Source organism: Acidovorax sp. CF316, assembly GCF_000276605.1.
Lineage (GTDB): Bacteria > Pseudomonadota > Gammaproteobacteria > Burkholderiales > Burkholderiaceae_C > Acidovorax.
Genome location: NZ_AKJX01000193.1, coordinates 1 through 13,208, shown reverse-complemented (window position 1 = coordinate 13,208; position 13,208 = coordinate 1). Strand labels below are relative to the sequence as shown.

Annotated in this window: 12 protein-coding genes; all 12 read right to left on the bottom strand. The window is 63.7% G+C overall.

The window, feature by feature from the left end; genetic code table 11:
- Window positions 1-135: 135 nt before the first annotated feature.
- On the bottom strand, window positions 136-1,665 hold the full coding sequence (locus PMI14_RS23550) for a RimK family protein (RefSeq protein ID WP_007858029.1): 1,530 nt from the start codon (window positions 1,663-1,665) through the stop codon (window positions 136-138).
- 1 nt (window position 1,666) lies between these two features.
- The gene (locus PMI14_RS23545) at window positions 1,667-2,779 is read right to left on the bottom strand and encodes a GNAT family N-acetyltransferase/peptidase C39 family protein (protein ID WP_007858028.1); all 1,113 of its coding nucleotides are present in this window, start codon (window positions 2,777-2,779) and stop codon (window positions 1,667-1,669) included.
- Window positions 2,776-2,898: a hypothetical protein gene (locus PMI14_RS35815; RefSeq protein WP_255344587.1), complete on the bottom strand. Its 123-nt coding sequence runs from the start codon at window positions 2,896-2,898 to the stop codon at window positions 2,776-2,778. The genes PMI14_RS23545 and PMI14_RS35815 overlap by 4 nt, the downstream gene beginning before the upstream one ends.
- 81 nt (window positions 2,899-2,979) lie before the next feature.
- Window positions 2,980-3,330, bottom strand: coding sequence for a hypothetical protein (locus PMI14_RS23540; protein WP_007858027.1), 351 nt, complete (start codon window positions 3,328-3,330; stop codon window positions 2,980-2,982).
- Window positions 3,331-3,508: 178 nt separating this feature from the next.
- Window positions 3,509-4,213: a two-component system response regulator KdpE gene (gene kdpE, locus PMI14_RS23535; RefSeq protein WP_007858026.1), complete on the bottom strand. Its 705-nt coding sequence runs from the start codon at window positions 4,211-4,213 to the stop codon at window positions 3,509-3,511.
- Window positions 4,214-4,217: 4 nt separating this feature from the next.
- Window positions 4,218-6,980: a DUF4118 domain-containing protein gene (locus PMI14_RS23530; protein ID WP_007858025.1), complete on the bottom strand. Its 2,763-nt coding sequence runs from the start codon at window positions 6,978-6,980 to the stop codon at window positions 4,218-4,220.
- Between the two features lie 62 nt (window positions 6,981-7,042).
- Window positions 7,043-7,615: a potassium-transporting ATPase subunit KdpC gene (kdpC, locus tag PMI14_RS23525; RefSeq protein ID WP_007858024.1), complete on the bottom strand. Its 573-nt coding sequence runs from the start codon at window positions 7,613-7,615 to the stop codon at window positions 7,043-7,045.
- A gap of 10 nt (window positions 7,616-7,625) precedes the next feature.
- Window positions 7,626-9,719: a potassium-transporting ATPase subunit KdpB gene (kdpB, locus tag PMI14_RS23520; RefSeq protein ID WP_052024473.1), complete on the bottom strand. Its 2,094-nt coding sequence runs from the start codon at window positions 9,717-9,719 to the stop codon at window positions 7,626-7,628.
- A 10-nt stretch (window positions 9,720-9,729) separates the two neighbouring features.
- Entirely contained in the window at window positions 9,730-11,535 is a 1,806-nt protein-coding gene (kdpA, locus tag PMI14_RS23515; RefSeq protein ID WP_007858022.1) for a potassium-transporting ATPase subunit KdpA, read from the bottom strand.
- Window position 11,536: 1 nt separating this feature from the next.
- Window positions 11,537-11,635 carry a K(+)-transporting ATPase subunit F gene (kdpF, locus tag PMI14_RS23510; protein ID WP_007858021.1) on the bottom strand — a complete coding sequence of 33 codons (99 nt, stop codon included), beginning with the start codon at window positions 11,633-11,635 and terminating at the stop codon, window positions 11,537-11,539.
- A 344-nt stretch (window positions 11,636-11,979) separates the two neighbouring features.
- Window positions 11,980-12,954, bottom strand: a complete 975-nt coding sequence (locus PMI14_RS23505) for a magnesium and cobalt transport protein CorA (RefSeq protein ID WP_007858019.1) — start codon at window positions 12,952-12,954, stop codon at window positions 11,980-11,982.
- Between the two features lie 65 nt (window positions 12,955-13,019).
- A partial coding sequence (locus tag PMI14_RS35630; RefSeq protein ID WP_238541891.1) for a hypothetical protein occupies window positions 13,020-13,208 on the bottom strand: 189 nt, incomplete at its 5' end.

Below are 13,208 nucleotides of genomic sequence, written 5' to 3'. Positions count from 1 at the left end.
TCTCGCACGCCCAGGAACCCTTGCTTGCTGCGATGGCGAACCTATGGCACAGGGTGGGGCCCGGAAACGACCACGACCTTGTCAGCGTTGAAATGCCCTGTCGACCGGCCCGCTTGCGGCAACTGCATCCCGCTGCTACCCGACGGCCAGTGCGAGAAAGGGAGCGCCTTGCTTGATCGGCCGTGCGGTACTTGAGTTGAATCGAAGCTCTACCTGCTTCAAAAAGTGCGAAAGCAGCATCACGTAAAGCGCATCGCCCAAGGCCGCGTCTTCTACACCGACATCGAGGTTGGGATTGTCGTTGATCTCGATGACAAAGACGCCAGAGGCGGTGGATTTCAGATCCACGCCGTAAAAGCTGTTGCCCACCAGACGCGTCGAGCTGACAGCGGCATGCAGCACCTCTGGCGGTACCTCATCCAGGGGCACCGCCTGTACCCGACCCTCGGTGTACTTTCCATTGTCGGCGTGCTGCAGTATCTGCCAGTGGCCATCGCACATGAAGTACTTTGCCGCAAAGACCGGCTGCCCCGCGAGCACGCCGATGCGCCAGTCGAAGTCCGTGTACATGAACTCCTGCAGCAGGATGATTTCGGACTCCTTGAGCATGTCCTTTGCGATGTCCTGAAGGTGCTCAAAGCTGTCCGCCTTCTTGACGCTTCGGCTGAACGCTCCGTCTGGCACCTTCACGACCAGCGGGTAGGTCAGCCGGTTGTGCATGTCGCCAATGGTGCGCCGGCTGGCCATGTGGGTCATGGGCGTCGCGATGGAGTTCTCGCGCAGGATTTCGGCCAGAAAGGCCTTGTTGGTGCAACGCAGGATGGACACCGGGTCATCAATGACCGGCATGCCTTCGGCCACGGCCTTCTTGGCGAACTGGAAGGTGTGGTGCGTGACCGCCGTGGTCTCGCGGATGAAGAGCGCGTCGAACTGGGTCAGGCGCGAGAAATCCTTCTTCTCGATGAGCTCGACTGCGATGCCCATGTCCTGTCCCACGTCGACCAGCTTCCTGAGCGTCTTGAGGTTGGACGGCGGCAGCGGATCGGAGGGGTCGTGCAAGACGGCCAGGTCCATCCTCGGCAAGGGCATGGCGATCATGGGGCGCCAGCTGCGGCGTGTGTACTGGCGCAGCGCCTGCACGAAGACCTCATCGCGCGCCGCATCCACATCGCGCAGGTCCAGCGCCTGCATGTCGCCAATCTGCCAACTCAGGGACTGCTCTTGCCGCTCCAGCGTGATCTGCATCAACGGGCAGCGAAACAGCTCGAAACTCTTGCGCGCCAGTGCTGCCAGGGCCGGGTCCTCGATGACGCCGAAGAACACGTGCAGCGTCAAGGTGTTCACCGACCTGGGTATTTCCCTGAGCGGGCCGATCAGCCGGTTGAGCTGGGCCAGGGCGGCCGGTTGCATGCGCTTGCGCTGCAGGCTGAGGATGGTGTCCACGCTCGGGGTCACGCGGTCGCCCCGGGCCTCCGCGAGCAGGGAGCAGTAGTACCCCATGCTCAGGTACCCGTAGGTCCGGCACAGGTTGGTGACCTTGCGCAGTTGCCCGCGAGCCCCTGGCTCCTCTGCCACGAACTGGTCTGCGGTGATGACCTTGAGTTCCGAGTCATCCCATCGGAAGTCGGCGAGCTTTTCTACAACGATGACGTGTTCTGAGGACAATTTATTTCTTTCCAGAGATGACGACCGCCGCCGTGCGCCTTCGGCGCCCGTATCTGGCGATCTTCTTGAATTCACCCAGGCTGATGGACATGCCTCCATCGGGATCGCTGGAGCGGGCCATGGGGTCGAGGACGCGAAACACTGCTCCATCGAAGCCGACAATCACCACCCAATGGGGCGTTTTCTCGCGGTGGAGCCGCCACAGGCTGATGAGCACGATGGGCAGGCGCCCCGCGCGCAGATGATCGATCAGGCTTTCGGGAGACACAGGCCGCGCGTAGATGGGAACTTGATGTTCCACCAGCTCGGATCGGAAGTCGTTCTCCACCAGCTGGATGACGTCCTTCTTGTGCTGGTCACGCACGCTGTCCATGAACAGGGATGCGCCAGCGGCCGCATACACCGACACGCCAAAGCCGCGCTTCAGTGCGGAGCGCGCCAGCCCGAACGGCCCAGAGCCGCCATGGCCGGCCGCCATGAAGACCGTGGTGGCCTCTCTCCACAAGCGGATCTCTGCGGCCTGGTTCACGGGGGTGGAAGGGTCCATCGCCGACATGGCCATCAGCAGCGCGCAAGGTCCGCAGGTGAAATCGAGCGTCTGGGCATAGTGGCGCACCCGGTGCGCGACACCACCTTGCATCAGCGCTCCGTCGAACAGGTCCCGCTGAAAGCACAGGGCGTCCTCGCCATCCTCGTAGTACGCCGCCTTGCGCCCCGATTGCGAGAACCCATGGCGTTCGAAGAGGCGGTGTGCAGCCGCGTTGTCCAGACGGCTTTCAAGCCGCAGTACCGCGCACCCCGAGCGCCGTGCATCGCTCAGCGCTGCGCCCAGCAGCTTCGCGGCGATCCCCGAACCCCGCGCCGCCGGCGCCACCGCAATGGAGTACAGACGCGCCACCGACGAGCCTTTGCGGCGCAACACCACGCAGGCACCCTCCAGCGCATCCTTGGACCTGCTGACCAGGACACGGGCCGAAGGACTGGCCAGCATTCGCTGCCAACTGCGCCGGGAAATCCGATCGCTCTCGAACGCCGAACGCTCAAGTCCGTCCAGTTTTTCCAGGTCTTCAACGCTGGCCAATTCGACCTCCTGGCCCTGGATCGCTCGCTTCATCGCAAGCTCCGGCGGGACTTTCGCTCCCTGCGATCGGACAGCTTCAAAGCCAGCCATCCCGTTGCAATCGGCGCCACCAGCACCAGAAGAGCGAGCAGCACATGCAGCCAGTCATCCATGGCACAGCACCCCAACGCCGCCCTGCAGGCAGGCAAGGGGGCCGGCCCCAATGGCCGGCTTGCTGACCCGACAGCAGGGTTTCAATGGCACCGACGCACCTCGTCCATGGCGATCTTGGCAATGCGTCCAAACTGGGCGGTGGGCAATGCGGCCATCAGGCAGCGCATCGTCTGCTCGACGTCTCCCAGATGGACATGCAGGGTGACCGTCGCCAGTTGGCGAACAGGATCCAGGGCCAGGCCATAGCCGCGCAGCTGCGACCCCAGCACGGCATGCAGCGTGGTTCGCAAGCTTTGCGCATTGGCGCATGGCGTGAGGAGCGGTAGCTCCACCAATGGATTGGGATCGGTGCCCGGCTCGGTAAAAGGGAGCGCCGGTATCCGGTGCAGGCTGGTGCTCGGGCATTTCTGCAGCATGTCTATGGCCAGCATGAGCCCCGCGTGTGTGGCTCGGCTGGCAGGTGTTGAACATGCACCCAGTCTAGGAAGTTTGGTGTAAATCCTTCGTAAAAACGGAGGGCCTTACCGTCAAATCACCGTCAATTTATCTGTACCGGCGCTCAGCTGGCCCTGGAAAACGTGTGCACCCAATCGCCCCAAATCGGTTTCGTCACACCGACAACCGGTAGCCCACACCCGATTCGGTCAGCAAATGGCGAGGCTGTGCCGGATCCGCCTCGAGCTTTTGTCGCAGGTGTCCCATGTAGATACGCAAGTAGTGGCTCTGGTCTGATCGCATGGGACCCCACACCTCGCGAAGCAATTGCTTCTGGGTGATGACGCGTCCTGCATTGGTGACGAGAACCGACAGCATGCGGTACTCGGTAGGCGTCAGATGGACCTCCACCCCGGCCTTGCGCACCACGCGCGCAGTGCGGTCCACCTCCACGTCGCCGAATTGAAACGCCGGCTCCACCCCGTCGGCTGCCAACCCATTGCCTGTGGCCACACGTGGGCGGCGCAGGTTCGCACGCACCCGCGCAAGCAGCTCTCCCGTCCCGAAGGGCTTGGTGAGGTAGTCATCGGCTCCCGCATCCAGCGCGTTGATCTTGTCAGCCTCATCGGTGCGCGCGGACAGGACGATGATCGGCACAGCAGACCAGCCGCGCACGTCACGGATAAGGTCGATGCCATCTCCATCCGGCAGGCCCAGATCGAGCACCAGCAGATCCGGCTGGCGGGTTCCTGCGGCGGACAGGCCCTCGCGCAGCGTTGCGGCCTCGTTCACCTGCCAGCCTTCCGCCTCCAGCGCGCTGCGTACGAAGCGCCGGATCTGAGGCTCGTCTTCCACCACCAAAACGGTACGTATTTGCATTGCATCAAGGGGCCGCAGGGCCCCGCTCCATGTCTTCAAAATCGGGTTCGGGCGGGGGTTCGCGCCGTGGAATGGTGATCATGAACTGCGCGCCACCTCCAGACGCGCTTGCTGCCGAGATCGTTCCGCCATGGGCGTGCACCACGGCTTTGCAGATGGCCAGGCCCAGCCCCACACCTGGCGTTGCGCTCTCCGCCTGCCCGCGCGTGAACTTCTCAAACAACGTGTGCTCTTTTCCTCGGACCGAAAGAGGCAGCCCAGCCCCATGGTCCGTCACCTCCAGCACCAGGCTGCTTTCGGTCGTGGAGGCTTTCACGACAATGGGTGGTGCCCCGTACTTGGCGGCGTTTTCCAGAAGGTTGACGAGCACGCGTTCGATGAGCACAGCGTCGAACTCCACCAAGGGCAAATCTGCCGGGATGTCTGTGCGCACGGTCGTGCCGCCCAGCGCGGCCTGGGCTGCCCGGATGGACGCGCCGACGACCTCCTCCACCGATTGCCAGTCGCGGCGCAAGCTGACGCTCTGGCCCGATACATCGCTTTCCAACCGGGCCATGTCCAGCAGGTTGCTGACGAGCGCGTTGAGTTGGTGCGCCTGGTGCACGATGGCTTGCGCCACCGACTCCCGCTCGTGCGGCGGCGCCGACCTGAGCGATTCGGCCAGAGTGATGAGCGCTGTGAGCGGCGTGCGCACATCATGGGACACGGCACCCAGCAGCGCATTGCGCAGCCGCTCTGACTCGACGTCCAGCACCGCCTTCTGCGCAATATCGACGTAGTGCACGCGTTCGAGCGCAATAGCGATCTGCCGGGCCTGTGTCTCGAGCTGCTGAGCCTGTTCCGGAATGAGCAGCCACCGCGGATGCGCAGGCTCCAATGCCAGCACGCCACGGACACGCATGGGTGCTTTCAATGGCACATAGCGCCAGGACTGCGCTGCAAGGGTACTCGTCGCCAGCCCGGCACTCTGGCCTTGGCGCAGAGTCCAGTCGGCCACGCTCTTGTCAAAGCCCGCTGGAAGATCGTCAGGGTAGTGGAGGTTGTCCGCCTCATCCATTGCCACCACCACCGCTCGGCCGCCAAAATGCTCTTGCACCGCCGAGGCACCAATGTCGATGACCTGGCTTGTCTCAAGGGCTGCAGACAGCTCCCGGGTGAGCTCGAACAAGGATTGGGCACGCCGCTCCCGGCTGTTCGACACTCCCGCCGCGAACCGGAGGCCTGCCGTGAGCTGACCCACCAGCAGGCCGACTCCCAGCATGACGGCGAAGGTAACGATGTACTGCACATCGCTCACTGCAAAGGACAGTCGGGGCGAGACGAAGAAGAAATCGAATGCCAGCACATTGAGCAGTGCTGCCATTGCCGCAGGCCCTCTGCCAAAGCGCATGGCCACGCCGACAACGGCCAGAAGGTAAAGCATGACGATGTTGGTCAGCTCCAGCACCCCGTGCAACGGAGTCGCGAGCAAGGTAACCGCGATGCTGGCCCCCAGCGCCCACAGGAATCCTGGCCAGCGCGCGTGGTTGACTTCGTCCGTCTCCAACGCATCCACGCCCGATCTGGAACTGCGCAGCGCCTCTGACAAGCGCCTCGAACTGCCCGCGTGCGCGGTCTCCAAGATGTCCAGCGAAGGCGCCAATGCGGCAAGTTCTCTTCCCACGGGCTTGGTGGGAAGCCACTTCCTCCAGCTTTCCGGATTCGCCGGCCGCCCCAGAACGACCGTCGCACAGTTCAGATGGAGCGCCTGGGAAGCCAACACCGGAGCCACCCGGTCACCGGTGAGCACGGCCGTCTCGGCCCCAAGCTCCTGCGCCAATTGCAGCACCGCCAGAATCTTGTCTCGCCGCTTCGCCGCCAATCGCTGCAGCCGAGGTGTCTCCACATAGGCTGCGTGCCACTTCACATTGAGCTGGCCGGCCAGGCGTGCGGCCGTCCGTACCGTCTGGGCCGCATCTTCGTGGGGCCCCACACAGGCCAGGATGCTGCCCGATGTGTTCCAGGCTCCAGCCACACCGCCCCCGGCACCGCCGGACTGCTCGATGCGCCAACCCAGCACGTCATCTTCCACGTGCTCGGCCGTGCGGCGCAAGGCGATTTCTCGCAGAGCGATCAGGTTGCCCTTGCGAAAGAAGCTCCTCGCGGCACGATCCGCCTGCTGGGGCACGTAGACCTTGCCGGCACTCAGCCGGGCGATCAGCTCATCCGGGGTTGCATCGACCAGCACCACCTCGTCCGCGTCGTCCAGCACCGTATCGGGCACCGTTTCATGCACCCGGATTCCGGTGATCGCACCCACAGTCCCATTGAGGCTTTCCAGGTGCTGGACATTGAGAGCGGTCCACACGTCGATGCCCGCGGCGAGCAGTTCCTGGACATCCTGCCAGCGCTTGGCATGGCGGGAGCCTTGCACGTTGGAGTGAGCGAGCTCATCCACCAGGAGAATGGCCGGCTTGCGTGCAAGGGCCGCGTCCAGGTCAAATTCAGGAAGGAGCCGGCCACGGTACTCCACCTCCCTGAGAGGCAATGCCTGCAGCCCATCCAACAGCGCTGCCGTTTCGGCCCGACCATGCGTTTCCACCACACCGATCAGGATGTCGCGGCCGGCGCTGCGCTCACGCTGGGCCGCGCTCAGCATGGCCCAGGTCTTCCCTACGCCGGCATTGGCGCCAAAGTAGATGCGCAGCTTGCCGCGGCTGGTCTGTTCTTCCTGAGCGCGCAGCTGCGCAATCAACGCATCGGGATCCGGCCGCTGTGCGTCAGCCATGCAAGCCCCGCTCCAAAGCAAAGCACATGGCTACCGACGTAGCGCAGCAGCAGGGCATTGCGCTATCGCACATTGTCCAAGGAAAGATTCAACGCCAGTACGTTCACCCTCGCTTCACCGAGAACACCGAAGAGCGGGCGCTCCGTGTGTTTGTCGACAAGCGCGTTCACGCTCGCGGCCGGCAGATTGCGCACGCGTGCGATGCGTGCCACCTGGTATTGCGCTGCCGCCGGGCTGATGTGGGGGTCCAGGCCACTGGCGGACGTGGTGACCAGGTCCACCGGCACCACCGCCGTGTTGCCAGGGTCGGCCGCGCGCAATGCCTCCACGCGCGCCTTGATGGCGTCGCTCAGCGCTGGGTTGAGCGGACCCTGGTTGGACCCACCCGAGGCGGCTGCGTTGTAGGGCATGGTCGCCGTGGCCGATGGCCGGCCCCAGAAATGGCCGGGATCGGAGAAGTTCTGGCCGATCAGCGACGATCCGACCGTCTGGCCATTGCGTTGCACCAGGCTGCCCGCCGCCTCATGGGGGAACACTGCCTTGGCGGCACCCGTGACGGCCAGGGGATACAGCAATCCGGTGAGCACGCTCAGGGCGGCAAACACCACGATGGCGGGGCGAAGAATGTCTTTCATCACAAGCTCCTCAAATCAGGCCAACGGCCACGAGCATCAAATCGATCAGCTTGATGCCGACGAAGGGTACCAGCAGCCCCCCCAATCCATAGATCGCCAGGTTGCGGCGCAGCAGCGCGGCAGCGCCTACCGGGCGATAGCGCACCCCCCGCAATGCCAGGGGGATCAGGAACACGATCACCAGCGCATTGAAGATCACCGCCGACAGGATGGCAGACGACGGGCTTGCCAGTTGCATCACGTTGAGGGCCGACAGCTGCGGGTAGGTCGACACGAAGATCGCGGGAATGATGGCGAAGTATTTCGCCACATCGTTCGCAATCGAAAAGGTCGTCAGGGATCCGCGGGTCATCAACAGCGCCTTGCCGGTTTCGACCACCTCCAGCAGCTTGGTCGGATTGGAGTCCAGGTCGACCATGTTGCCAGCTTCCTTGGCGGCCTGGGTTCCGCTGCCCATCGCCACCGCCACGTCGGCCTGGGCCAGCGCGGGTGCATCGTTGGTGCCATCGCCGGTCATGGCGACCAGGCGCCCCTCGGACTGGTACTTGCGGATGAGCGCGAGCTTGTCCTCCGGGGTGGCCTCGGCCAGGAAGTCATCGACGCCGGCTTCCGCGGCGATATAGGCGGCCGTGAGCTTGTTGTCGCCGGTGATCATCACCGTGCGGATGCCCATGCGGCGCAGCTCGATGAAGCGTTCCTTGATGCCGGCCTTGACGACGTCCTTGAGCTCGACCACGCCCAGCACCTGGTTGCCCTCGGTGACCACCAGGGGCGTGCTGCCGCGCTGGGCGACCTGGTCGGCGGCCGTGTTCACTTCACGCGGCATGGTGCCGCCCAGGCTTTCGACATGGCGAGCGATCGCCTGCACGGCGCCCTTGCGCAGCATGGTTGCAGATCGGCCCGTAGCGCCTTCGGCCGGGAGGTCCACGCCGCTCATGCGCGTCTGCGCCGTGAAGGGCACCAGCACCACGCCCTCCGGGTTCTTTTCGTCCACGCTGGCGCGGCGGGCGAGCTCGACGATGCTGCGCCCTTCGGGCGTTTCATCGGCCAGGGAGGCCAGCAGGGCGGCGCGTGCCAGGCGGGCCGGCGTCACCCCCGGCGCAGGCAGAAAGGTGCTGGCCTGGCGGTTGCCGTGCGTGATGGTGCCGGTCTTATCGAGCAGCAGCACGTCCACGTCACCAGCCGCTTCCACGGCGCGGCCGGAGGTCGCGATCACGTTGGCCTGCATCATGCGGCTCATGCCGGCCACACCGACGGCAGACAGCAGGCCGCCAATCGTGGTGGGGATCAGGCACACCAGCAAGGCCACCAGGGCGGTCAGCGAAACGACCGTTCCGGCCTGCGATGCCTGCACGCTGAACAGCGAGAACGGCAGCAGGGTGACAGTGACGACCAGGAACACGATCGTCAACGCCACCAGCAGGATGGTCAATGCCACCTCGTTGGGCGTCTTCTGGCGCTTGGCGGCTTCCACCATGCCGATCATCCGGTCCAGGAACGACTCGCCCGGATTCACCGAGATGCGCACCACCAGCCAGTCGGAAAGCACGCGGGTGCCCCCCGTGACCGCGGAGAAGTCGCCGCCCGACTCGCGCACCACAGGTGCCGACTCGCCGGTGATGGCGCTTTCGTCGACGGAGGCCACGCCTTCGATCACTTCGCCGTCCAAGGGAATGACGTCACCGGTCTCCACCAGCACCACGTCGCCGCGGCGCAGGTTGGTGGCCTGCTCGGGCAGGAAGGTGGAACCATGGACCGGCTCCTTGAGCTTCTTGGCCCAGGTTTCCTTGCGCAGCCCGCGCAGCGATGCGGCTTGCGCCTTGCTGCGGCCTTCGGCCAGGGCTTCCGCGAAGTTCGCGAACAGCACGGTGAACCAGAGCCACACCGTGATCGCCAGCACGAACGCCGGGCGCATGCTCGCGTCCTGCGGCGCGTTGAGGGCATGCACCCACAGCAGCGTCGTGAAGATGCTGCCGATGTAGACGATGAACATCACCGGGTTGCGCCACTGCACCATGGGACTGAGCTTGGCCAGGGCACCCCACAGCGCTGTTTTCATCAGCGCTGGATCCAGCAACGAAATGGAAGGTTTTTTATTAGTCATCAGCAAACCCTCACTTGGCCCAGAGCATCAAATGCTCGATCACCGGGCCCAACGCCAGAGAAGGCACATAGTTGAGAAGACCCACGAGAAGCACCGTACCGATCAGCAGCACCACGAAAAGCGGGCCATGGGTGGGCATGGTGCCCGCCGTGGCGGGCAGGCGCTTCTTGGCCGCCAGCGAGCCGGCGATGGCCAGCACCGGCACGATCACGCCAAAGCGACCGAACCACATCGCCAAGGCCAGCAGCACGTTGTAGAACGGCGTGTTGGCAGACAGGCCGGCGAAGGCGCTGCCGTTGTTGTTGGCAGCCGAGGTCAGCGCGTACAGGATTTCGGAGAACCCGTGGGCACCGGGGTTGGCAATGCCTGCCTTGCCTGCACCCGCACTGACGGCGATGGCAGTGCCGACCAGCACCAATATTGGCGTCACCAGGATGGCGACCGAAGTGAGCTTCATCTCACGCACTTCGATCTTCTTGCCCAAATACTCTGGCGTGCGGCCAATCATGAGGCCGGCCATGAAGACCGCGAGGATGGCGAACACCAGCATCCCATAGAGGCCGGTACCTACACCGCCGAACACCACTTCACCCAACTGCATCAGCACCATCGGAACCATTCCGCCCAGGGGAGTGAATGAATCGTGCATGGAGTTCACGGCGCCGCAAGACGCAGCGGTCGTGACCGCAGCAAAAAGTGCCGATGCAGTGATGCCGAATCGAACTTCCTTGCCTTCCATGTTGCCGCCCGATTGCAGGGGACTGGCAGCCTGGTTCACTCCGAGAGACGTCCATTGAGGATTGCCAGCTTGCTCTGCAGAAACGACAGCGGTGACGGCAACGACAAACATGATGGTCATTGCAGCGAGGATCGCGACACCCTGGCGTTGATCGCCAACGACGCGGCCAAACGCAAAGCACAGCGCAGCAGGTATCAGAAAGATCGCCAGCATCTGCACGAAGTTGGTCAGCGCCGTCGGGTTCTCGTAGGGGTGGGCTGAGTTGGCGTTGAAGAACCCGCCGCCATTCGTACCCAGCATCTTGATGGCTTCCTGCGAGGCCACGGGTCCCATTGCGAGTGTCTGGATTGTGGTGGTCTTGTCCTCCATGACCGGGACGCCGTCAGCGCCATTGACTGGCTGGCCTGCTTCATCCAGTTTGGGAATGGAGTAGGCCGTGGGCTCCAGCGTCGTAACGTCCTTGTAGGCGTCGAAGTTCTGGATGACACCCTGTCCGACCAGGACCACAGCGATCACAAAGGAGATCGGCACCAGGACCCAGGCCGTGATGCGCGTCACGTCGGTCCAGAAATTGCCGACGAAGCCCTGGCCATCCGTGCGCCGCGCGGCAAAGCCACGCGCCAATGCAAACGCCACGGCAATGCCGGTGGCAGCCGAGAAGAAGTTCTGCACCGACAGGCCGAGCATCTGCGTGAGGTAGCTCATGGTGGACTCGCCCGCGTAGCCTTGCCAGTTGGTATTGGCCACGAAGCTCACGGCGGTGTTGAACGAGGAATCGCCGGACACGGCCGCCATGCCCTGCGGGTTGAGCGGCAGCAGGTGTTGAAAGCGCTGCAGGCCATACACCACGAACGCGCCAATGGCGTTGAATGCAAGCAGTGCCAGCGCATAGGCGCGCCAGTGCATCGACTGGTCCGGCGCTACACCGGCCAACTTGTACAGCGGCCTTTCGACAGCGTGCATCCACCTCGGGAGCCTGCCGTCGCACAACGCGGCAAGGAACTTGCCAAGAGGCCATGCCAAGAGGCCCAGCACAGCCAGAAAGAGCCCAAGGAGGCCCCATGCAAAGGCGTCCATGTCAGAACTCCTCTGCGCAGATCAGCGCGAACACGAGGTAGGCCAGCAAGGCGATGGCCACAAGTGCCCCAAAGCCATATAGAACTTCTACGCCGATCATGCCCGCTCCCCCTTGGCCGGGCCGAACTTGCCCAGCAGGATCACGGCTTCCGCCATGACTATCCACAATGCCGCTACTGCGGCGACCCATACGACGTCCATCGACAACTCCTGCATCAAAACGTGTGTTTGATTCTCAAGATGTCGCCGTAAAAAGTGTGCACAGACTGCCCCGTGGAGCGTAAAAATGCCGTAAAAACCGGGCCGCCGGATGGGGCTCGCGAAGAGCCTTCAGGCCTGTCGCAACGACCCTCGGCGCACCGGGAAGAACGGTGCGCCAACCACCCGATGGGCACTCAGCGGCACAGGCCCATCGGTTCACCCGCCCCCGGGCAGGAGCGCCACCTACAACCAACCCGCCTTGCGAAAGCGGTAGTAGAGGTAGCCACATGTACCCGCGATGAGCGTGAGCGCAGCCGCATAGCCGTAGCGCCATTTGAGCTCTGGCATGTGCTCGAAATTCATGCCCCAGATGCCGGCGAATGCCGTGCACACGGCGAAAAGGCTGGCCCATGCGGCCAGGCGCTTGACGACCTCGCCATCCTCGATGGTGACCATGGAAAGGTTGACCTGGATGGCCGTCGCGATCGTGTCGCGGATGGCATCGATGGACGCATTGATGCGATCGAGGTGATCGACCACGTCCCGAAAATACTCCTGCGAACCCAGGCAGATCTGCGGCACCCGCCCGCCATGGAGCTTCGCGGCACCCTCGAGCAAAGGGGCGATGGCGTGCTTCAGGACGGTGAGGCGCTGCTTGAGCCCATACAGCCGCTTGATGCTGGCGCGCGCGGCACCTTGGGTGAAGATCTGCTGCTCGATAGTTTCGAGTTCGACCTCGAACGCGTCGATGACAGGGAAGTAGCGGTCCACCACGGCGTCCATCAAGGCGTAGAGCACGAAGCCCGGTCCGTTGCGCAGCAGCCCGGGCTCGCGTTCGCAGCGTTCGCGCACCTCCAGGAAGCCGCGTTCGCTGTGGTTGCGCACCGACACCAGGTAGTTCTTGCCCACGAACACATTCAGCTCGCCCAGCCGGGAAACCGCATCCGCAGTGCCGCTGGACTCGAGCAACTGAAGAACGACAAAGAGGGAGGCGCCGTACTCCTCCACCTTGGGCCGCTGGTGCCCATGGCGCGCGTCCTCCACCGCCAGCGGATGCAAGCCGAACTCCCGCTGCAACTCATCGAGCTCTTCAGGGGTCGCGTCCTGAAGCGCCACCCACACGAAGCAACCGGGCAGTGAAATGTGCTCACGGATCTCGCTCACGGGGATGTCTGCCAGCTTGGTGCCATCCTCGTACACCACACAATTGATCAGCACCTGGGCACCTCGCAGTTCCAATGCCTGGCATGGTGCCACCGGGATCGTGCCGTGCAATCAAAGGCTCATGTCGCTGTGTGGCCCGGGCAACATTTACGGAAACGACCGCATTTTTTACGGACTTTATACGCCGTCTTTTTTACGCTTGCGCGCTCATCTGTTTTGCGAATCGTTTCATGAAAATGCTGTCCCCCAAAGTGCTCTTCACGGCTGCTGTGGCCGCTCTCCCCCTTCTGGCCAGCGCCCAGCTGACG